Here is a 20,410-nt window from a genome sequence, read left to right as displayed (position 1 = left end):
CCGTCTAGGCCTTTGCTTTCTTGGGTTTGAACGGGGCCATGCCCGTCCGGGCCAACTCGTCGGCTTTTTCGTTTTCAGGATGGCCCGCGTGACCTTTGACCCATTCCCAGGTCACGTCATGGCGGGTTTGTGCCTCATCCAGCCGCTGCCACAAATCTACATTCTTAACAGGCTTCTTGTTCGAGGTCTTCCAACCGTTCCGCTTCCACCCGAAAATCCACCCCGTGACGCCGTTTTTCACGTAGGCGCTGTCAGTCACAACGGTGATCTTCGAGGCCCGCTCCAATGTTTCTAGCGCGCTGATCGCAGCCAGCAGCTCCATCCGGTTGTTTGTGGTTTCGGCCTCGCCGCCGCTGAGTTCCCGTTCTTTCAGGACATTGTCGCCATCCATCGCGCGCAGCAGAACCCCCCAGCCGCCGGGGCCCGGATTGCCGGAACATGCGCCGTCCGTATAGGCGAACAGCTCAGGCATGGGCCAGCACCAGAATGAAACCGTCATATGAACCCGCAAGGCCGGCACCCACGCCCGTCGTGATCCGGTCGATGGTGAACCCGGACTTTGTCATAGCCTCCTCGATTTCAGTTTGTGAAAAATAGGTGTAGTAGCGATCCAGATTGTCGCGATGTTCACCCGTGCCCAGTTTCAGGCCCAGAAAAAAAACACCCTCGGGTTTCAGCGCTTTGTGGATGGCGGACAGATGCCGCGCAAAATCCGCGCGCGGGGCGTGCAGCAGGGAAAAGCTGGCATAGATGCCGTCATATTCAGCCTCTTCCGTCACGTCGTCAAACGTGCCCAGACGCGCGTCAATCCCGTTCTGCTGCGCATGTTCGACAAAGGCGGGCGTGGCATCAAGGGCACGGACACGCAGCCCTTCGCGTTGTAGAAAGGCGCTGTCCGATCCGGGGCCGGAACCGAGATCCAGCACATAACCGCCTTCCGCAACCGCTTCGGCAAAGGCCATGCGGGCTTCGATCTGTTCGGGGGGCAGGGGGATGCTCAGATATTCGGCCACGCGGGCAGTGTAGGCGTCAATCGTTCTCTTGTCGGTCAAAGGTACACTCCAACGGCTAAGCAGGCCAGAACAACGGCCGTCAGCATCATGCGCAGACGCATCCACCAGACCGGCGTCAATCGCCAGTATGAGAACACAGCGTCCAGCAAAAGCAACCCGGCAAAACCCCACATCAGGTTGGTGCCTGCAGCGACCGGCCCGCCGCCCGTTTTCGCAAAGGCCCAAAGTGCAGGCAGAACCGAGAGCAGATAGCAGGTCGCCGCCTTGCTACCAGATGTCTTGGTCGAAAAACCCCACAGCACGCCGGACATAAAGCTGAGGATGACAGAGCCGTAGAACAACTGCACATAAGGTCCCACAAAACGAGCCCCAAGCGCCTGAGTACCCCAAGCGTGCAGATCGTCATTCAGGTAGGTCAGTGCGCCCCAGACAAAGGGGATCAGCCCGGCCAGCCCCAGAAATAACGGGGCTCTTGGTATGCCGCTCATGCCGGTTCGCGCAGCACGCGCGGGACTTTGAATTCAACGTTCTCAACAGCGGTTTCGACCATCTCGACCGTCACGTCGTAATGGTCGCGAAATGCGTCGATCACCTCGTTGACCAGCACTTCGGGGGCCGAAGCCCCGGCGGTGATGGCAACCGAGGAAATCCCTTTCAGCGCCCGCCAGTCGATATCGGTGGACCGCTGCACCAGTTGGGCATAGTTGCACCCCGCACGCGCGGCGACCTCGACCAAACGGCGTGAGTTTGACGAGTTCGGCGCGCCCACAACCAACAGGGCGTCGGATCGGGGGGCGACGGCTTTGACGGCCTCTTGCCGGTTTGTGGTGGCGTAGCAGATATCTTCTTTATGCGGGCCGACGATGGCGGGAAACCGTGCCTCAAGCGCGGCCATGATATCCTTGGTGTCATCGACTGACAGGGTGGTCTGAGTGACAAAGGCTAACTTTTCCGGGTGGCGCACCTGAACGGTGGCGACATCCTCGACCGTTTCGACTAGCAGAACTTCGCCCTCGGGCAGTTGCCCCATCGTGCCGACGGTTTCGGGATGGCCCTTGTGGCCGATCATGATCATCTGCAACCCGGCCTCAGCATGGCGCTGCGCCTCGACATGGACCTTGGAGACCAGCGGGCAGGTGGCGTCGACATATATCATCTCGCGCTGTGCGGCTGTGGCCGGGACGGATTTTGGCACGCCATGAGCCGAGAAAATCACCGGGCGATCATCGGGACATTCGTCCAGTTCCTCGACAAACACCGCGCCTTTTTCGCGCAAGCCGTCGACCACGAACTTGTTGTGCACGATCTCGTGGCGCACATAAACAGGGGCGCCCCATTTTTGCAGGGCCATCTCGACGATTTTGATTGCCCGGTCCACACCGGCGCAAAACCCGCGCGGCGCGGCAAGGTACAAGGTCAGAGGGGGCTTATCCATGTCACATACTCCTTGAGGCCACAGGTAGGTCTTTTCCTTGCCATGGTCCAGACAGGACAGTGTCATTCATCTGACATGAATCAGTGGTATCCAGCAGATGTTTCAGCACCTGTTTCTAGTTAAAGCAACGCGGTCAGGGTTTTGCCCTGACCGTGTCGATTTTCATTTAGATAATATCGTTCAGGCGTGGGCCTGAGGCGTTACTGCCCACTTGCCGCGACGCTGCGCGGCTCCATCGGGACGTCACGCGGAGGGCGGCCGATTACGTCGCGCAGATCCTCCAGCTCGATGAAGTTGTCGGCTTGGCGGCGGAGCTCGTCCGAGATCATCGGCGGCTGGCTGCGGATGGTCGAGACGACCGAAACGCGCACGCCCTGACGTTGCAGGCTGGCAATCAGCGGGCGGAAATCCCCATCGCCCGAAAACAGCACGATGTGATCAACGCGCGGTGCCAGTTCCATGGCATCGACGGTCAGTTCGATATCCATGTTCCCTTTGACTTTCCGACGCCCCATGCTGTCGGTGTATTCCTTGGCGGGTTTCGTCACCATGGTGAAGCCGTTGTAATGCAGCCAGTCCACCAGGGGTCGGATCGGGGAATACTCGTCATTTTCCAGTAGCGCTGTGTAGTAGAAAGCACGAAGCATCTTGCCGCGACGCATGAATTCTTGGCGCAGCAATTTGTAGTCGATGTCAAACCCCAGTGCTTTTGCGGCCGCATAAAGATTCGAGCCGTCGATGAACAGCGCTAGCCGTTCGTCTTTATAAAACATAAATAGGTCCTTCCGGTATCTACCAGAACGCCGGGTGTTACGTGAGTGAGCTTAGGAAATAGGCGGCGCGCTGATACGCCTATAATTAGTGTTTTTAATGTGTATCGCAAGTATGCAATTCACCGAATATAGAGAGTAGAATGCGCAAGATTACGTCAGAATCGGTGATCGCACTGGGTGCAAATCTCAATTTGAGAGGTGATGGGCCCAAGGTGACACTTGAGAAGGCTCTTGACGCACTAAAGCGTCAGGGGGTGGTGATTCGCGCGGTCAGCCGCTTTTTTGAGACACCGTGTTTCCCAGCTGGCGCGGGGCCGGATTATGTTAATGCCGCGGCTTTGATTGAGACAGAAAAGACGCCGTCCGAATTGCTGCATCTGCTGCATGAGGTGGAGAAGGAATTCGGGCGCGAGCGGATTCAGCGCTGGGGGATGCGGACGCTGGATTTGGATCTGGTGTGTTTTGGTGACGGCTTATTGCCCGACCGGACGGAGTACGAACGCTGGAGGACACTGCCGCAAGATGACCAGATGCAACGCGCACCGGACCAGTTGATTCTGCCGCATCCGCGGCTTCAGGATCGCGCATTTGTGCTGGTTCCGATGGCCGATATCGCCCCGGATTGGGAGCATCCAGTCTTGGGTCAGAGCGTTCGGGAAATGCTGGCGCAGCTACCTGCCGATGAAATTGCCTCTGTCACCCCTTTGTGAAGGGTGCATTTGCAGCATTTCTTGCTTGTCAAGGCGGGGATTCGCCCTTAGATAAACCTCTTCCTGACATGGATTCAGAAACGGAGAGCGCCCCATGGCCCGCGTGACGGTAGAAGATTGCGTAGACAAGGTACAAAACCGGTTTGAGCTGGTGATGCTTGCCGCCCATCGTGCGCGTGAGATTTCAGCCGGTGCCGCGATCACCGTGGACCGCGACAACGACAAGAACCCGGTCGTGTCGCTGCGCGAAATCGCCGATGAAACCCAAAGCGCTGATGAGCTGCGCGAGCGCCTGATCGAGGCCAACCAGACCCAGATCGAGGTTGACGAGCCTGAAGAGGATCAGATGGCTCTCCTGATGGGTGCGGAATCCGACAAGCCCGCCGATGACGACATGTCCGAAGAGAAGCTGCTGCGCGCTCTAATGGAGGCTCAAGGCCAGGGGTAATCCCCAAAGACGAAGGTGCGGACCGGATGATTTCTGCTGAAGACCTGATTGCGCTGGTCCGCAACTACAACCCCAAGACAAATGCTGACCGCATAACCCGAGCTTATGAGTTTGGGAAACAGATGCACGAAGGTCAGTTTCGCCACTCGGGCGAGCCCTATTTCACTCATCCCGTTGCCGTTGCCGCCATCCTGACCGAACAGCGTCTGGATGATGCCACGATCATTACCGCGCTGCTGCATGACACGATCGAGGACACCAAAGCCAATTACAGCAAGGTGTCCGAGCTGTTTGGCGATGAAGTGGCCAAGCTGGTCGATGGGGTCACCAAGCTGACCAACCTGCAGCTGTCCAGCCGCGAAACCAAACAGGCCGAGAATTTCCGTAAACTGTTCATGGCCATGTCCAAGGATTTGCGGGTCATTCTGGTCAAGCTGGCCGACCGTCTGCACAATATGCGCACGATCAAGGCGATGCGCCCGGAAAAGCAGATCGTCAAGGCGCGCGAGACAATGGATATCTACGCGCCGCTTGCCGGCCGGATGGGGATGCAATGGATGCGCGAAGAGCTGGAGGACCTGGCCTTCCGCGTGCTGAATCCCGAAGGCCGCCAGTCGATCATCCGGCGGTTCATCACTCTGCAACGTGAAACCGGCGATGTGATCCACCGGATCACGGGCGACATGCGGTTCGAGCTGGAAAAAGCCGGGATCGAAGCCGAGGTCTTTGGCCGCGCAAAGAAACCCTATTCGATCTGGCGCAAGATGCAGGAAAAGGATCAGGGGTTCTCGCGCCTGTCCGACATATACGGGTTCCGCATCATCACCCAGACGGAAGAAGATTGTTACCGGACGTTGGGCGCAATCCACCAACGCTGGCGTGCGGTGCCGGGGCGGTTCAAGGACTATATCAGCCAGCCAAAATCCAACGGCTACCGCTCGATTCACACCACAGTGTCGGGGCGCGACGGTAAGCGCGTCGAGGTGCAAATCCGTACCCGCCAGATGCACGACGTGGCTGAGACGGGTGTGGCGGCGCATTGGTCTTATCGGGATGGGGTGCGGTCGGAAAACCCGTTTGCAGTCGATCCAGCCAAGTGGATCGCGAACCTGACCGAGCAGTTCGATAGTGAGGATGACCACGAGGATTTCCTCGAAGCAGTTAAGCTTGAGATGTATTCGGACCAGGTGTTCTGCTTCACACCCAAGGGCGATGTGGTGAAACTGCCGCGTGGGGCGACACCAATAGATTTCGCTTATGCGATCCACACACGGATCGGTCATGCCTGCGTTGGCGCCAAGGTAGATGGTATCAGGGTTCCGCTATGGACCCGGATCAAGAACGGCCAATCGGTTGATGTCATCACCGCGGACGGTCAGACCCCGCAGGTCACTTGGCTTGAGATTGCTGTCACCGGCAAGGCCCGCACCGCCATCCGGCGCGCTCTGCGAGAGGTGGATCGCGAGCGCTTTATCAAACTGGGCAAAGAACTGGCGCGCTCGGGCTTCGAACATGTGGGGCGCAAGGCCACAGACAAGGCGCTGGAGACGGCCGCTAAACACTTGCGCCTGAAGGATCGAGACGAACTGTTGGCCCGGCTAGGCAGTGCCGAACTGACCGCCCATGATGTGGTCAGCGCCGTTTACCCGGAACTGACGCAGGACGAAGGCGACGCCATCCCGTTGCGCCGTGCCGTAATCGGGCTTGAGCCGGGGCAGAAATTTGACCGCGCGCCGTGCTGTCAGCCTCTACCTGGTGAACGCATCGTCGGCATTACCTATCGCGGCAAAGGCGTGGTGGTTCACGCCATCGACTGTAATCGTCTGACCGAGTTCGAGGGCGAGCCCGAGCGGTGGGTTGACCTGCATTGGCATACCGGAACCCATCCGGCGGTCTACGGTGCAACGCTGGAGTTGACCATCGGGAATGATGCGGGCGTACTGGGGCGTATTTGCACATTGATTGGCGAGAAAAAGGCCAATATCTCAAACTTGGAATTCGTTGATCGCAAACCGGATTTTTACCGATTGTTGATCAGTGTCGAACTGCGTGATCTCGAACAGCTGCATTCGCTGATGCTGATGCTTGAAGCCGAAAGCGACGTAGCGGCGGTGGAACGGTTCAGGGACAGGTCCAAGACCGCCGTGGCGGCTGGCTGAGAAGGGGTGATCAGGAGTGGTATTCAAGCGCCGAGATCGACGCTCGCCTGTCCAGATCGCATCTGAATTCGTCTACCCCCGTGGCGGATGGACCCGAGCCTTTCACTATGTCAAACACCGTGTACGCCGGTTGCCCGATTCCCCGGAACGTATCGCACGTGGGATCGGGGCAGGGGTGTTTGCTGCCTTCACGCCCTTTTATAGCCTGCACTTTGTGGTTGCCGCCCTTCTGGCGCGGTTGATTAATGGCAATATTCTGGCTGCGCTGAGTGGGACATTCTTTGGTAATCCGTTGACATATGTCCCGATCGGCGTTGTCAGCCTGCAAACCGGCCACTTCATTCTGGGTACCAAATTCGAAGAAGGTGACACCCACGGTCTGATGGGCAAATTCGCTGGTGCGCTCGGCGATCTGAAGAACAATTTTCTGGCGATCTTCACCGACCGCATGGCCGATTGGTACGGGCTAAGGATCTTTTATGATGAAGTGTTTTTTCCCTATCTGGTTGGGGGGATTCTGCCCGGTCTTGTCGCCGGGGCTGTGTGTCACTACCTGAGCCTGCCGTTGATCCGAACCTATCAGCAGCGCCGCCGGGCCAAGATCAAAGCCAAGTTCGACGAAATCCGGCGGTTGGCTGAATCCAAGCCTGCCGTTTCGGTTCCAAAACCACTAGGCTCGGGCCAGAATTCGGCAAAGGAATCAAACGATGTCTGACAATATCCTGCGTCTGGGCGTGAATATCGACCACGTAGCAACCGTGCGCAACGCGCGCGGTGGGGCGTACCCTGACCCTCTGCGCGCCGCCAAGCTGGCGGAAGAGGCCGGGGCTGATGGCATCACGGCCCATCTGCGCGAAGATCGCCGCCATATCTCGGACGCCGATATCGACGGGCTGATGGAGGTGCTGTCGGTGCCCCTGAACTTTGAAATGGCTGCGACGCCCGAGATGCAGCAGATCGCCCTGCGGCACAAACCGCATGCGGTGTGCATCGTTCCCGAAAAGCGCGAGGAACGGACGACCGAGGGCGGTTTGGAAGTCGCGCGCGAGGAAAACAAGCTGGCCCATTTCATCGCTCCCCTGCGCGACGTGGGCTGCCGTGTGTCCATTTTCATCGCCGCCGACCAGCGCCAGATCGAAGCCGCGCACCGTATCGGTGCTGAGGTGATCGAGCTGCACACCGGTGCTTATTGCGACGCCGTCTCCGAGGGCCACACAGACATAGCCACCCGCGAGCTGGACAGCCTGCGCCAAATGTCCACCTTTGCGCATTCCCTGGGCCTAGAGGTCCACGCGGGCCACGGCCTGACCTATGACACGGTGCAGCCTGTCGCGGCTTTCCCCGAGGTGCGCGAGTTGAACATCGGCCACTTCTTGATCGGCGAGGCTATCTTTCGCGGCCTGACCCCGGCGATTGCCGAGATGCGACGGCTGATGGATGAGGCGCGGGCAGTCGTCTGATCGCAAAGGTAACGCTATGGGTTCGAACAATTTGTGGCACTACAGCGTCTTGCTTGTCCAAGTCCGGTTTTTAATGCCGATCGCTATTGTCGTTCTGTGGCATGTGACCGGGCTCAATTTGGCGAATGTGGGGATTCCTTTCCTGTGTGCGATTGTCGCAGCGATGATAACGGGCTGCGGCGTAGCGCGGTCGTTGGGCCGAATGCCGCACTTGCGCGAGGTGCTGGGCTTTGCGGTTGCGGGGACCGTGATATTCATGATTGTGAACGCTGCGGCATATCTGATTTTGGCGATCAGCAATATCGGACCGGTCGATATGCCGCTTCTGATGTATTGGCACAGAGGTGGCTATATGGGCAGCCTTATGCTGTATCTGGCGATTTTTGCTTTCTTCGCCAACAGCGTTCTATTCTATCTGTCGACCAAATTGGAACTCAGGGCGATTGCCAGACGGCGTAGCAAAGAAAGCGCGAAATGATCCTAGGAATCGGTACAGACCTCGCGAATATCGAGCGTATTCAGGGCACGCTCGACCGGTTCGGCGACCGGTTCCGCAACCGCGTTTTCACCGACACCGAACAGCGCAAGGCCGAACGTCGCCATGACACGGCTGGGACTTATGCCAAGCGCTGGGCGGCGAAAGAGGCATGCTCCAAGGCGCTGGGCACCGGTCTGCGCATGGGCATCGCGTGGAAGGACATGGCCGTCACCAACCTGAGCACCGGCCAGCCGGTCATGCATGTCACCGGCTGGGCCGCCGAGCGCCTGCGCGAGATGACCCCCGAAGGCCATGAGGCAATCATTCACGTCACCCTGACCGACGACCACCCTTGGGCGCAGGCTTTCGTAGTGATTGAGGCGCGCGCCATCACGAACGCAGCGGCCAGCCTTGACTAACCTCTCTGCGCCCCGCATGTAGCACCCCAACAAACCAAGGACCGGAGAGCAGTATGGCCGAGGACGTCAAAACCGGAAATCCCGTATGGGAGACGATCAAAACCATCGTCTACGCTTTGCTGATCGCAGGCGTATTCCGCACACTGTTCTTTCAACCTTTCTGGATCCCCTCGGGGTCGATGAAACAGACCCTGCTGATCGGGGATTTTCTGTTCGTCAACAAGATGGCCTATGGCTATTCCTACGCCTCCTGTCCCAGCCTGATCATTCCCCGCTTTGGCCTCAACATCGATGCCGAGGATATCTGCGGCTGGCTGCCGGGCGATGAAGACACGCGTATCTGGGGCGGTGAACCCGAGCGCGGCGATGTGATTGTGTTCCGTCACCCGGTCAATGGTCGCGACTACATCAAACGTCTGATCGGCTTGCCGGGTGACCGAGTTCAGATCCGCGGGGGTCAGATCATTCTGAACGGAACGCCGGTTCCGCAACAACCCGATGGTGTGTTCACCGAACTGGCCGAGCCTCAGGGTTCGCAAGGGTTGCGCCCGCGCTGCGAAAACGGCCCGGTCGGGTTTGGCGGTCGCTGCGAAAAATCGCGGATGATCGAAACCCTGCCCAATGGAGTCTCGTATGACGTGCTGAATATCGGCAACCAAGGGTCGGACAATACCGGAATCTACACCGTGCCTGAAGGCCACTATTTCTTCATGGGCGACAACCGCGACAACTCCAGCGACAGCCGCCTGCCGCAATCCGCGGGCGGAGTGGGATTTGTCCCTTATCAGGACCTGATCGGTCGGGCGGACCGGATTATGTTCTCGTCCGCTGGCCGGTCGATGCTCTTCTTCTGGACCTGGCGCGGGGATCGGTTCTTCAAGGCGGTGAATTGAAACTTTCGGCCGAGATAAAAGCGTTTCAGCAACGTTTGGGGTACCAATTTTCCGACCCTGAATTGCTGCTGCGCGCTTTGACCCATGGCTCGGTGTCCTCGCCGACGCGCCCCGATAACCAGAGGCTCGAATTTCTGGGCGACCGCGTGTTGGGTTTGGTTATGGCAACAGCCCTGCTGGAAGCCGACAAGAAGGCGTCAGAGGGGCAATTAGCCCCCCGTTTCAACGCGCTTGTGCGAAAAGAGGCCTGCGCCGATGTCGCTCGCCAGATCGATTTGGGTGCGGTGCTGAAACTGGGTCGGTCAGAAATGCTGTCCGGTGGCCGCCGCAAACAAGCCCTATTGGGCGACGCGATGGAGGCGGTGATCGCCGCCATATACCGCGATGCCGGGTTCGAGGCCGCCCGCGACGTGATCCTGCGCCTCTGGGGCGACCGGATCCACAAGGTCGAGGCCGACGCGCGCGACGCAAAAACATCACTTCAGGAATGGGCGCAAGCACGCGGCCAAAAGCCGCCCTCTTACGTTGAAATCAAACGCAGCGGCCCCGATCACGCCCCGATCTTCACCATCGCGGCCCGTCTGCAAGACGGTGCCGAAGCGCAGGCAACCGCAGGTTCCAAACGCCAAGCGGAACAAGCAGCGGCCAAGGCCTTGCTGGACAGCCTACCTAAATAGTCCCACTCGTTTCTGCCCGGATCCCCTTCATCTGGCCAAAAATATCCCGGGGGTGAGCCCGGATAAAATCCGGGCGAGGGGGCTGGCCCCCTCCCGGTCGGATTGGCGCAGCCAATTCGAAGCACACAGGCGCGATGATCCACACACGCTCACCCTGACAAAACCCTCTGGCCCGCCGGTGCTTTCTGCTATAGGGGTGCGCACTTGCAAACAGGATCGCAATACACATGACCACACGTGCCGGATTTATCGCCCTGATCGGAGAGCCCAACGCGGGCAAATCCACCCTTCTGAACCGCATGGTCGGGGCCAAGGTCTCGATCGTGACGCATAAGGTACAAACAACCCGCGCCCGCATCCGGGGCGTGGCGATGGAAGGCGACGCACAGTTGGTTTTTGTCGATACGCCTGGCCTGTTCAAACCCCGCCGCCGTCTTGACCGCGCCATGGTCGCCGCAGCCTGGGGCGGGGCAGCTGATGCGGATGTCGTCGTTCTGATGATCGAGGCCCATCGCGGTATCACAGAAGGCGTTGAACGTATCCTCGAAGGGCTCGAGGAAATTGGTCAAAGCCGTACCGTCGCGCTTGCGATCAACAAGATAGACAAAGTGCCTTCGGAAAAACTGCTGGCGCTGACGAGCGACCTGAACGCACGCTATTCTTTTTCCGAGACTTTTATGATTTCCGCAGAAAAAGGTCACGGTGTCGACGACCTGCGCCAATGGCTGGCACGCGAACTGCCCGAAGGCCCATGGCTCTACCCCGAAGACCAGATTGCTGATCTGCCGCTGCGCATGATCGCGGCCGAGATGACGCGTGAAAAGCTAACCCTGCGCCTGCATCAGGAACTGCCATACCAACTGACCGTCGAGACTGAGAATTGGGAAGAGCGCAAAGACGGCTCGGCCAAGATTGATCAGGTCATCTACGTCATGCGCGACGGTCACAAGGGCATAGTGCTGGGCAAGCGGGGCGAGACGATTAAAGCCGTCAGTCAGGCTGCCCGCGCTGAACTGGAAGAGTTTCTCGACCGCAAAATCCATCTGTTTCTGCAAGTGAAAGTCCGGCCTAACTGGCTGGAGGAATCCGAGCGGTATTCGGAAATGGGTCTGGATTTCAAAGACGGCAACGCATGACACGGGCTAAGAATGTTCGACGAAAATTCTCGGCGCTTGTCGATGGATGGCGCACATGGCCCGTCTGACCGCAGAGTTTTGGGTTCACGCCTATCTGGCCCGATTGCGGTTTCAGGAAATACCCGCTTTTGTCGTCGCACATGGCGATGATACCGCAGGGGCCGTCCTGATCAAGCTGAACACGCTGGACGGGCAGGCCACAGCTTTTCACCGCAGCTTCGATCTGTTGAGCGGTGAGCGGAAATGGGTCGAGCTAACCTCGGGGTCCGAAAGGGATGTCGATGCTGCCATCGCGAAACAACGTAGTTTTGATCCTGACCTTTGGGTAATCGAGGTCGAGGATCGGCAAGGGCGTCATCTGCTGGGGGAAGAGGGGTTGCTATAGGCCCACGGAGCCAAGCCGTTTTTGTGTTTGGAAAGCAAAAATTTCTTGGTTGATTGGTGCTGACCCCGAATGAGTGATTTCTTCTTCACTCAGGCTCGGCATCCTATTTTCTTAGGTGTGTGCGATGCCGCTGCGATTAAAAAATCTATTGGTATTGACGCAGTTTCTCTAAAAAAAAGAGATCGATTTGAACTTCCTGAAGACCTGCTTTTTGGGTTTAGGCCTTTCTTTGATTGTCGCATTGCAATTACCTTCGATAGCGATTGCTCAACAACCCTTGGGGGGCGCAAGTGACAGTAGGCCTCAGAAGCAGTTGAGCGCAAACGACGTGCATCTGATGATATTGCACTTCGGAACGGGTCAAATGCCATTTGCCGGTGGAGTGTTTTGTCCTGTTAAGAACGGGACTACAAAAAAGTGCAGGGGGGATAACGGCGGTTACGTCATGGGCCCATTTGGCTTCAACATAGATGCAGAGTGGATATCGCGGAAAAGGAAAAGTGGTGCTCCTGGCGCTATGTTGGATAGTGTTCCTGTCCATTCTGGTGGTCAATTCGTGTTGTTTGAAGGTCAAAGAGGAGGTAACTCCAAAGTGCTGCCGAACGGGGGGACATACGCATTTGTGGCGAAGCGGGGGGTGGTGTATGTCATTCCCGCCAGAACGCAGACAATGGAACAGGCTGTAGATTCAGCCCGAGCTATTTTAGCTTCTCGATACGGTAAGCAGTCAGACAGACTGCGAGTCGAGCCGATTGCAGCGGTGGAGTACAATTGCTCTAGCAAGCGGCGGAACCGTGTCTGTACCGTGGGAAAACAGCTTGATCCAAGATCGTTGGTGGCGCGTCGAAACTAGAATAATGGTGAGTATCTTTAACAAACGTGTTGGATAATAAATGTACGACGGGCTCAGCCTTTTTCGATTTTTCTCAATCTGCGTTCCTGCCTGGTAGCAAAACAGTGGACTGGCGCGATCACGGCATACTCTTGACCACTCGCCGACATGGTGAGACGGCGGCGATCATTGAGGTATTTACCCAAGCCCATGGTCGGCATGCGGGCGTTGTGCGAGGTGGGACCAGTCGCAAGATCGCGCCAATCCTGCAACCCGGCGCGCAATTGGATGTGTTGTGGCGGGCGCGGCTTGAGGAACATATCGGGACGTTTCAGGTCGAGCCGCTCCGATCTCGCGCGGCCGCGGCGTTTTCAGGGCGTCTGGCGCTGGCGGGGTTGAATTCGGTGGTCGCCTTGCTGTCCTTTTGCCTGCCTGAACGTGAGCCGCATCCGGCGATTTACAAACATTCGGAACAGTTGATGGATTTGCTGGGGCAGGATGAGGTCTGGCCTTTGGCTTATCTGCTCTGGGAATTGGCGTTGCTGGAAGAGCTTGGATTTGGGCTGGATTTGTCTAGTTGCGCTGTGACCGGATCGACCGAGGGGCTGGTCTATGTCTCGCCCAAAACCGGGCGCGCGGTCAGTGCCCAAGGTGCAGGCGAATGGGCGGATCGGCTATTGCCGCTTCCACCTTGTTTACGGGGCGAGGGATCCGCGCCGGATGAGGAGATCGCGCAGGGGCTGCAGACGACAGGCTATTTCCTTGAGAACCATTTGGCCCCGGCGCTAGGGCATAAGCCAGTGCCCGAAGCGCGAACCCGGTTTGTCGAGCGCTTTACTCGGCGGCTGTGAACACCATCTCATGCCCGTCTTCGTTGCGCAGGATCAGCACATTGCCGGAGACCTCAGATTGGGTCATCGCCAGCAGAGCGGCAAAATACATCCCTTCAGCTTCCAGTCCCGCGCAAGCCGCACGTGTTGCGCTCAGGTCCTGGATTTCGAACCACGGGTAGGGGGCGTTCAAGGTGCCGCTATAGCTGTTGCAGGGCGCGTGACCGCTGATCTTGCCATCCCCATGGAACTGCAACTGCGCGCTCGCGGCAAAGGGTTGGCTGTCGATTTCCTTTAAGGTCCAGATTTGATCCGCTGCACCATAGCTGGCGACAGTTTCACCCGTGCCGCATTGAAACAGAGCCAGCAGAGGAAATGTCAGGATCAATCGTACCATGAGAGGTTTCTACCTCGCTGTTGCCGCCGTGGGAAGCCAGGTTCAATAGGGGTTCTCGCCACTTATCAACTCGGACCTGACCTCGCTGCGGGGGCGCCAGTTGTACCGGGTATCCTCGCGCGTGGGGGCCCAGGTCAGCGTACCGCTGTTGCGCCATGGATCAAGGATCAGCCCCTCGTACATGGACGCCCCCTTGGCGCTGATCAGTGCAGAATGGTGGATGATGCGAAACGCAGTTGGCGGAGACGTCGCCCAGTGCAAGTCCAACGTTTCGAAGTTTTCCTTCCGCAGACGAGCTGTCATGGCTTCTGCCCAATCGTTACACAGCCCCTTTTCTCGCAGGCCGTTTATGACTTTGGCGTTATGGATAATCGCCGAGTCAGTGACATTCCATTCGCGCGCCAGGTATTGAGAATACGTATAGGAGATGGTTGCAGCTGTTTGAGCTTCGGTTGGGTCCACGGCGGGGCTCAGGCTGCGGATCGCGCTGGCTAGCTCGTCTATTTCGTTCTGGCTGGCGGTCGGAGGCTGCGTTGCGCACCCTGCCAGTGCCACCGCCGCGAAGGTCAGGAAAAGGACCAGAAAATGTCGGATCATAACGATGAAAACCCTGCTGAGTGTCGTCGTTGATTAACGGCATTCCAGGGGCAGGTACAGGGGGCTATTTTCGGTCGGCGGCATAGGACCGATGGCAGAAAAAAGACCCGGCGCGTGCGCCGGGTCAAGTTGGGGAAACAGGAATGCCGTTTCAGCTCAGCAGACGTCTTGTGATAACCTGCGCCTGAATTTCGGCAGCTCCTTCGAATATGTTCAGAATCCGCGCGTCACATAGGACGCGGCTGATCTTGTATTCCAGCGCAAAGCCGTTGCCGCCGTGGATTTGCAGCCCGTTATCCGCCGCAGCCCAAGCGACGCGCGCACCCAGGAGCTTGGCCATGCCCGCCTCAAGATCACAGCGCTGGCCGTGGTCTTTCTCCCACGCGCTGAAATAGGTTAGCTGGCGCGCGATCATGATCTCAACCGCCATCATCGCAAGCTTGCCAGAGACGCGCGGGAAGTTGATCAGGGATTTGCCGAACTGCTTACGATCTTGTGCGTATTGCATGGCGATATCCAGCGCTGACTGAGCCACGCCAATGGCGCGGGCGGCGGTCTGGATACGGGCGGATTCGAAGGTCTCCATCAGCTGTTTAAAGCCTTTGCCTTCTTCGCCACCCAGCAGGTTTTCGTCCTTGACCTTGAAACCGTCAAAGCCCAGTTCGTATTCCTTCATGCCGCGATAGCCCAGAACCTCGATCTCGCCGCCGGTCATGCCGGGGGTTGGGAAAGGGTCTTCATCTGTTCCGGGGGTTTTCTCGGCCAGGAACATCGACAACCCGCGGTGGTCAGAGCTGTCGGGGTTGGTGCGGGCCAGCAGGGTCATCACATGGGTCCGGGCCGCGTGTGTGATCCAGGTCTTGTTGCCGGTGATCTCATAATCGCCGTCGGCGTTCTTGACCGCGCGGGTGCGCAGGCTGCCAAGGTCCGATCCGGTGTTGGGCTCGGTGAAAACGGCGGTGGGCAGAATCTCGGCGCTGGCGAGTTTTGGCAGCCAGTTGGCTTTTTGCTCATCCGTGCCGCCAGCTATGATCAGCTCGGCCGCGATCTCGGACCGCGTACCCAGAGAACCCACGCCAATATAGCCGCGCGACAGTTCCTCGGACACCACACACATCGAGGCTTTGGACAGGCCGAACCCGCCGAATTCTTCGGGAATGGTCAGGCCAAAGACGCCCATCTCGGCCAATTCCTCGATGATTTCCATCGGGATCAGTTCGTCTTTCAAGTGCCATTCATGGGCGTGCGGCTCGACCTTTTCGACGGCATAGCGTCGAAACTGGTCGCGGATCATTTCCAGTTCTTCATCCAGGCCTGAGGCGCCAAACATTGTGGCACCAGCCTGATCCTCCATCAATTCGACAAGGCGGCTACGAGCGGCTTGCGAGTTTGCCTGCGCCATCAGACTCTGGACTTCAGGAATTTGGAAACCAGACAGCGCGTCCCATCCCAGACCCATGTCTTGCAGGCGGATAACTTCGCCCTGATTCATGGGGATGCCGCCAGCGACCTGATGTAGGTATTCGCCAAAGGCGATCTGGTGCAGCAACTGTTCGATCTCGCCGAACTTGCCGTCGGCCTCCAGGGCTTCGGCCCAGCGTTGCATCTGTTGCAGAGACTGGTTGTAGGTGGCCAGCCATGCAAGGCCATGGGCGGCGGTCTGGTTGGCTTCGATCAACACTCCGGATACGCGGCCCTCGGCGCTTACCATTTCGCGCACTGATTTGCGCGCGCGGTCAAACACCGCCTCCACAGCCGGAACGGCGGCGCGGGTCAGTGTCAGTAGGTCGGGCAAAATCGCGGATGCTGTCATCTGGGTCATATCCTGTCCGTCATGGGCCATGAATCACGTCCTTTTCTGGGTCGATTGGTCATACCATGCTGCACATGCAGCGCAACAAAAATACGTACAAAGGCAAAAAAAAGTTCAATAATTACCCAAGAGATTTTGCGATGCAGAAACCGACAGGAGTGATATCACGGGCGGATGACACTGTTTTCGCTTTTATCTCCACAGGATTTTCTGTTCGCGCTGCTCGTGGCTTTTGCAGCGGGATGGATCAAGGGTATGGTCGGTTTTGCCATGCCGATGGTTCTGATGTCGGGGATGAGCATTTTTTTACCACCGCAACTGGCGTTGGCCGGATTGATCCTGCCTGCATTGGTAACAAACGTCGTTCAGGCTCTTCGCGGCGGGCTTCCGGCTGCTGTCGATGCAGTGCGCCAGTTTCGCGTTTTCTTGCTAACTGGACTTCTGTTTCTCCTGGCTGGCGCGATGCTGGTCAGTCTTGTCCCCGAGACCACGTTTCTGTTTTTGATCGGCATTCCGGTGACAGTTTTTGCGCTGATTCAGGTTGCTGGGCTGAAGTTGACGCTTTCGGAGCCGTCTCGATGGATTGAAGCCACGATTGGTGCCGTTGCTGGGTTTGTCGGAGGGATTTCGGGGATTTGGGGGCCGCCGACGGTGCTTTACCTGACGGCGATGAACACGCCAAAAGACATTCAAATGCGGGTGCAAGGCGTTATTTATGGGTTGGGCGCCGTGGCGCTGGTCGTGGCGCATCTGGGTTCAGGAATTCTGCGCGCCGAGACGGTGCCTTTTTCAGCGATCTTGGTTGTCCCTGCACTTGCCGGAATGTGGATTGGGCTGCGGTTGCAAGCCCGTATTGATCAGGCGCGTTTTCGCAAGATTACATTGCTGGTGTTGCTGTTTGGGGGGCTAAATCTGTTGCGGCGTGCCGTCTTTGGCTAGGCACGCCTATCTGCAAACCGAAACGCAAAGTAGAGCCCGAGCATAAGGAAGAACAAACCCGAGATATCGCCGATCAAATAGGCGACGTATTCAACGCGGGCGCTGCCAAAAGCCATATTGGTCAGGCCTGAGACAAGGAAGGACGTGATGACTCCTACACCCATGATACAAGCCCAGCAGGGTTTGCGGTCGCTGCGTGGGAATAGGTCCCAACCGGCCCACTTCAGCAAATAGAACACTGCTGGAACCGTCGTAACGGCAATAGTTATTGCAGCAAGTCGGCTGGGTAAAAATACGTCGGCTCCGCCGATGACAGCGAATACAATGAAAACACCTGGCAGCAGCGCGAAGATGGCTCGCCATCCCAACAACCATGCAGAAAGAACCCGCACGCCATGCGGAAGAAACAGAAGACTGGCCCGGCTTGGATATTCTGGGAAGAACAGGTTTTGCAGCGGCATCAAAACCTCGAACGTGAGGAATGATGCCACGACATAAGCCAACGAGGCGAAGAAGGTTTCAGAGGCCCATTTGCGCACGATGGTCAGCCATCGCCGCGCGCATTGGGGGCATCATCTTGGGGCATGAACGATATATCGGCCCCGATTTGAGTTGCCGCTTTGCGACAGGTATCCCTTTTGTACCAGCGATTTCAGCGCCCGGAAAAACGTTGGGCGAGAGACGCTTTGTACCAGCGTGTGTTCGATAAGACCGAATGTGCGGACTTCTTGATCATTCTTCGACAGTTCTTCCGCTGCATAGTAGATGTCGCGCTCAACCGGAGAGAGTTGCTCCAGCCCCAATGTGCGCTCCATGCTTTGCATCAGCTTGCGAAGTTCTGTCAGTTTCGAAATCTCAGTCATGTTATCTCCTGTGTCGCCCGCCGAGTTTATGAAGCGGAAGAAACATACCGGTCTCAGAATTTTCCAGCACGTCTCATATTGACACTCATCCCCTTTTTTTGGTTCTTTAGTACTTGATTAGGCGGCCAAATTCTCAAATGTGAGTGTGCGATCAGGCAACCCTTAGGTTTTTTGGTTTTGCCCGGCGCGTCAAGCGCCGGGTTTTGTCATGCTAATGACATGGTGAGATACCTCAATCCGACACTTCGGGCAACGGCATTGTAAATACAACGTGCATATTACAACTTATGCGTGATCACGATGCAGTGAGACTCCTCAAACGAAAAGAGGGGCGAAAGCGCCCCTCTGTCTTCTCACCCGATTGCGACGGCTTTGATATCTTCGTCTATGAATGGAAGATATTGTTCAAAGTTCGCTGCAAACATCTGTACCAATTTCTCGGCCTGTTTGTCGAAGGCAGCCTGATCATCCCAAGTACGGCGCGGGTCCAGCAGAACCTCGGCGACGCCGGGCACCGAAACGGGTACGTCAAAGCCGAAATTGGCATCCTTGCGGAACTCGGCATCACGCAGGGACCCGTCCAGAGCGGCCGTCAGCAGTGCGCGGGTTGCGCGGATCGGCATCCGGCTGCCCACACCATAGGCCCCACCGGTCCAGCCGGTGTTGACCAGCCAGCAGGTTGCGCCATGCTGAGCAATCTTGTCCCGCAGCAGGTTGCCATATTCTTCCGGGCGACGCGGCATGAAAGGCGCGCCGAAGCAGGTCGAGAAGGTGGGTTGCGGTTCGGTGATACCACGCTCGGTCCCGGCCACTTTGGACGTGAAGCCCGACAGGAAGTGATACATGGCCTGCGCAGGCGTCAGCCGCGCGATCGGAGGCAGCACGCCGAACGCATCACAGGTCAGCATGATGATGTTCTTGGGGTGGCCACCCAGCGCGCTGCTGGACGCGTTCGAGATATATTCCAGCGGATAAGCGCAGCGCATGTTTGCGGTCAGCGAGTCGTCCTCGAAATCCAGTTCCTTGGTCTCGGGGTCGAACACCATGTTTTCGATCACAGTGCCGAACTTGCTGGTGGTCGCATAGATTTCGGGCTCGGCCTCAGCGTTCAGGTTGATCGTCTTGGCATAGCAACCGCCTTCGAAGTTGAAAGTGCCGCGATCTGACCAGCCGTGCTCGTCATCACCGATCAGGGTGCGGGCCGGGTCAGCGGACAGGGTGGTTTTGCCCGTGCCCGACAGGCCAAAGAACACGGCCGTATCAACCGGGTTGCCAACGGCATGGTTGGCCGAGCAATGCATCGGCATCACGCCCTTTTCCGGCAGCATGTAGTTCAACAAGGTGAAGACGGATTTCTTGTTCTCACCCGCATATTCGGTGCCGCCGATCAGGATCAGCTTTCGGTCAAAGTTCATCGCGATCACGGTCTCGGACCGGCAGCCATGCTTTGCCGGGTCGGCTTGAAAGCTTGGGCAGTTGATGACGGTGAAATCTGCGGTGAACTCATCCAGGTCCTCACGATCCGGACGGCGCAGCAGGTGGCGGATGAACAGGTTGTGCCAAGCCAGTTCAGTGACCATGCGCACGTTGATCGAATAGGTCGGGTCGGCGCCCCCGACGAGATCCTGCACGAAATAGTCACGACCCTTCATATGGGCCAGCATGTCTTCGTAAAGCGCATCAAAGCCTTCGGGGCTCATCTCGGCGTTGTTTTCCCACCAGATGTGGTCAGCGACGCTGTCGGTGCGCACGACGTGTTTGTCTTTGGGCGAGCGGCCGGTGAACTTGCCGGTGGTGACCAGAAAGGCCCCGCCGTTGCCCAGAGTACCCTCGCCGCGCTTCAGCGCTTCTTCAATCAGCGCCGGTTCCATGAAGTTGTAATAGACATTGCCCAGACCCTCGATGCCCTGATCTTCGAGGCGGAATTGCGGGTTAACCCGTCCAGATGTCATGTGTGTCTTCTCCGTGTGGCGGCGCAGGGCGATTGGGCCGGATGCGCCATTTGGGCAATTAGCCGGGAAAAACCGGCGGGTGGGCGCGTCTTACCATGGTCATTCAGGACATGAACAGGCGGGTTTGACGCAGTTAGCGCAACCAAGTCCAAGTTTAGCGCCATCACTTTTTTCACGACCGAAATAAGGGCGCTTTTCCGG

The 20,410-nt window shown here is 57.7% G+C and carries 25 protein-coding genes; 14 read left to right on the top strand and 11 right to left on the bottom strand.

All coding sequences use genetic code 11. The features are described from left to right. Positions 1-4 precede the first annotated feature (4 nt). The 5 genes from rnhA to ACR0DB_RS20355 form a co-directional block, all read right to left on the bottom strand. Positions 5-472: a ribonuclease HI gene (gene rnhA, locus ACR0DB_RS20375; RefSeq protein ID WP_170775307.1), complete on the bottom strand. Its 468-nt coding sequence runs from the start codon at positions 470-472 to the stop codon at positions 5-7. Further along, positions 465-1,052, bottom strand: coding sequence for a class I SAM-dependent methyltransferase (locus tag ACR0DB_RS20370; protein WP_480552637.1), 588 nt, complete (start codon positions 1,050-1,052; stop codon positions 465-467). The genes rnhA and ACR0DB_RS20370 overlap by 8 nt, the downstream gene beginning before the upstream one ends. Beyond that, positions 1,049-1,501 carry a DUF3429 domain-containing protein gene (locus ACR0DB_RS20365; RefSeq protein WP_170787294.1) on the bottom strand — a complete coding sequence of 151 codons (453 nt, stop codon included), beginning with the start codon at positions 1,499-1,501 and terminating at the stop codon, positions 1,049-1,051. Before ACR0DB_RS20365 ends, ACR0DB_RS20370 begins: the two co-directional genes overlap by 4 nt. After that, a complete protein-coding gene (gene ispH / locus ACR0DB_RS20360; RefSeq protein ID WP_480552635.1) occupies positions 1,498-2,448 on the bottom strand; it encodes a 4-hydroxy-3-methylbut-2-enyl diphosphate reductase in 951 nt (316 codons plus the stop codon). The genes ACR0DB_RS20365 and ispH overlap by 4 nt, the downstream gene beginning before the upstream one ends. Before the next feature lie 200 nt (positions 2,449-2,648). Then, positions 2,649-3,221: a LabA-like NYN domain-containing protein gene (locus tag ACR0DB_RS20355; RefSeq protein WP_170775314.1), complete on the bottom strand. Its 573-nt coding sequence runs from the start codon at positions 3,219-3,221 to the stop codon at positions 2,649-2,651. 140 nt (positions 3,222-3,361) lie between these two features. On the opposite strand from ACR0DB_RS20355, the gene folK reads away from it, so the two are divergent. The 13 genes from folK to recO all read left to right on the top strand — a co-directional run bounded on the left by folK (position 3,362) and on the right by recO (position 13,669). Next, positions 3,362-3,931, top strand: a complete 570-nt coding sequence (gene folK / locus ACR0DB_RS20350) for a 2-amino-4-hydroxy-6-hydroxymethyldihydropteridine diphosphokinase (protein WP_480552633.1) — start codon at positions 3,362-3,364, stop codon at positions 3,929-3,931. A 94-nt stretch (positions 3,932-4,025) separates the two neighbouring features. Further along, positions 4,026-4,379 (top strand): DNA-directed RNA polymerase subunit omega, encoded by a 354-nt coding sequence (gene rpoZ / locus ACR0DB_RS20345; protein WP_170356736.1) that lies wholly within the window; start codon positions 4,026-4,028, stop codon positions 4,377-4,379. 26 nt (positions 4,380-4,405) lie between these two features. Beyond that, a complete protein-coding gene (locus ACR0DB_RS20340) occupies positions 4,406-6,538 on the top strand; it encodes a RelA/SpoT family protein (RefSeq protein WP_170775318.1) in 2,133 nt (710 codons plus the stop codon). A gap of 16 nt (positions 6,539-6,554) precedes the next feature. Then, the gene (locus tag ACR0DB_RS20335; protein ID WP_170775320.1) at positions 6,555-7,253 is read left to right on the top strand and encodes a DUF2062 domain-containing protein; all 699 of its coding nucleotides are present in this window, start codon (positions 6,555-6,557) and stop codon (positions 7,251-7,253) included. After that, complete coding sequence (locus ACR0DB_RS20330) at positions 7,246-7,998, top strand: pyridoxine 5'-phosphate synthase (protein WP_170791614.1); 753 nt, start codon at positions 7,246-7,248, stop codon at positions 7,996-7,998. Before ACR0DB_RS20335 ends, ACR0DB_RS20330 begins: the two co-directional genes overlap by 8 nt. A gap of 73 nt (positions 7,999-8,071) precedes the next feature. Continuing rightward, positions 8,072-8,476, top strand: a complete 405-nt coding sequence (locus tag ACR0DB_RS20325) for a hypothetical protein (RefSeq protein ID WP_480552631.1) — start codon at positions 8,072-8,074, stop codon at positions 8,474-8,476. Next, the gene (gene acpS / locus ACR0DB_RS20320; RefSeq protein ID WP_480552630.1) at positions 8,473-8,895 is read left to right on the top strand and encodes a holo-ACP synthase; all 423 of its coding nucleotides are present in this window, start codon (positions 8,473-8,475) and stop codon (positions 8,893-8,895) included. The genes ACR0DB_RS20325 and acpS overlap by 4 nt, the downstream gene beginning before the upstream one ends. Before the next feature lie 53 nt (positions 8,896-8,948). Further along, on the top strand, positions 8,949-9,788 hold the full coding sequence (lepB, locus tag ACR0DB_RS20315; protein WP_480552628.1) for a signal peptidase I: 840 nt from the start codon (positions 8,949-8,951) through the stop codon (positions 9,786-9,788). Beyond that, on the top strand, positions 9,785-10,465 hold the full coding sequence (rnc, locus tag ACR0DB_RS20310) for a ribonuclease III (RefSeq protein WP_170775328.1): 681 nt from the start codon (positions 9,785-9,787) through the stop codon (positions 10,463-10,465). The genes lepB and rnc overlap by 4 nt, the downstream gene beginning before the upstream one ends. Before the next feature lie 227 nt (positions 10,466-10,692). Beyond that, on the top strand, positions 10,693-11,601 hold the full coding sequence (gene era / locus ACR0DB_RS20305) for a GTPase Era (protein WP_170775330.1): 909 nt from the start codon (positions 10,693-10,695) through the stop codon (positions 11,599-11,601). 55 nt (positions 11,602-11,656) lie between these two features. Then, positions 11,657-11,986: a DUF1491 family protein gene (locus ACR0DB_RS20300; protein ID WP_170775332.1), complete on the top strand. Its 330-nt coding sequence runs from the start codon at positions 11,657-11,659 to the stop codon at positions 11,984-11,986. Between the two features lie 69 nt (positions 11,987-12,055). After that, a complete protein-coding gene (locus ACR0DB_RS20295; RefSeq protein ID WP_480552626.1) occupies positions 12,056-12,280 on the top strand; it encodes a hypothetical protein in 225 nt (74 codons plus the stop codon). Positions 12,281-12,943: 663 nt separating this feature from the next. After that, positions 12,944-13,669 carry a DNA repair protein RecO gene (gene recO, locus ACR0DB_RS20290; protein WP_480552624.1) on the top strand — a complete coding sequence of 242 codons (726 nt, stop codon included), beginning with the start codon at positions 12,944-12,946 and terminating at the stop codon, positions 13,667-13,669. Here the strand turns inward: recO and ACR0DB_RS20285 are convergent. The 3 genes from ACR0DB_RS20285 to ACR0DB_RS20275 all read right to left on the bottom strand — a co-directional run bounded on the left by ACR0DB_RS20285 (position 13,653) and on the right by ACR0DB_RS20275 (position 16,485). Continuing rightward, complete coding sequence (locus ACR0DB_RS20285; protein ID WP_480552623.1) at positions 13,653-14,045, bottom strand: META domain-containing protein; 393 nt, start codon at positions 14,043-14,045, stop codon at positions 13,653-13,655. The two genes, recO and ACR0DB_RS20285, sit on opposite strands and share 17 nt — an antisense overlap. 42 nt (positions 14,046-14,087) lie before the next feature. Next, a complete protein-coding gene (locus ACR0DB_RS20280) occupies positions 14,088-14,642 on the bottom strand; it encodes a hypothetical protein (RefSeq protein WP_480552622.1) in 555 nt (184 codons plus the stop codon). A 151-nt stretch (positions 14,643-14,793) separates the two neighbouring features. Continuing rightward, entirely contained in the window at positions 14,794-16,485 is a 1,692-nt protein-coding gene (locus ACR0DB_RS20275) for an acyl-CoA dehydrogenase family protein (RefSeq protein ID WP_480552620.1), read from the bottom strand. Between the two features lie 144 nt (positions 16,486-16,629). Here ACR0DB_RS20275 and ACR0DB_RS20270 point away from each other — a divergent pair, with 144 nt between their 5' ends. Then, positions 16,630-17,394 (top strand): sulfite exporter TauE/SafE family protein, encoded by a 765-nt coding sequence (locus ACR0DB_RS20270; RefSeq protein WP_170787267.1) that lies wholly within the window; start codon positions 16,630-16,632, stop codon positions 17,392-17,394. On the opposite strand, the gene ACR0DB_RS20265 is transcribed toward ACR0DB_RS20270, so the two are convergent. The 3 genes from ACR0DB_RS20265 to ACR0DB_RS20255 form a co-directional block, all read right to left on the bottom strand. After that, positions 17,391-17,855: a hypothetical protein gene (locus tag ACR0DB_RS20265; protein ID WP_237218085.1), complete on the bottom strand. Its 465-nt coding sequence runs from the start codon at positions 17,853-17,855 to the stop codon at positions 17,391-17,393. The two genes, ACR0DB_RS20270 and ACR0DB_RS20265, sit on opposite strands and share 4 nt — an antisense overlap. Positions 17,856-17,966: 111 nt before the next feature. Next, entirely contained in the window at positions 17,967-18,257 is a 291-nt protein-coding gene (locus tag ACR0DB_RS20260) for a hypothetical protein (RefSeq protein ID WP_170775348.1), read from the bottom strand. Between the two features lie 353 nt (positions 18,258-18,610). After that, positions 18,611-20,209, bottom strand: a complete 1,599-nt coding sequence (locus tag ACR0DB_RS20255) for a phosphoenolpyruvate carboxykinase (protein WP_170775350.1) — start codon at positions 20,207-20,209, stop codon at positions 18,611-18,613. Positions 20,210-20,410 lie beyond the last annotated feature (201 nt).

Source organism: Ruegeria sp. AB6, from assembly GCF_056542685.1.
This window is presented reverse-complemented; position numbering and strand designations above follow the sequence as displayed.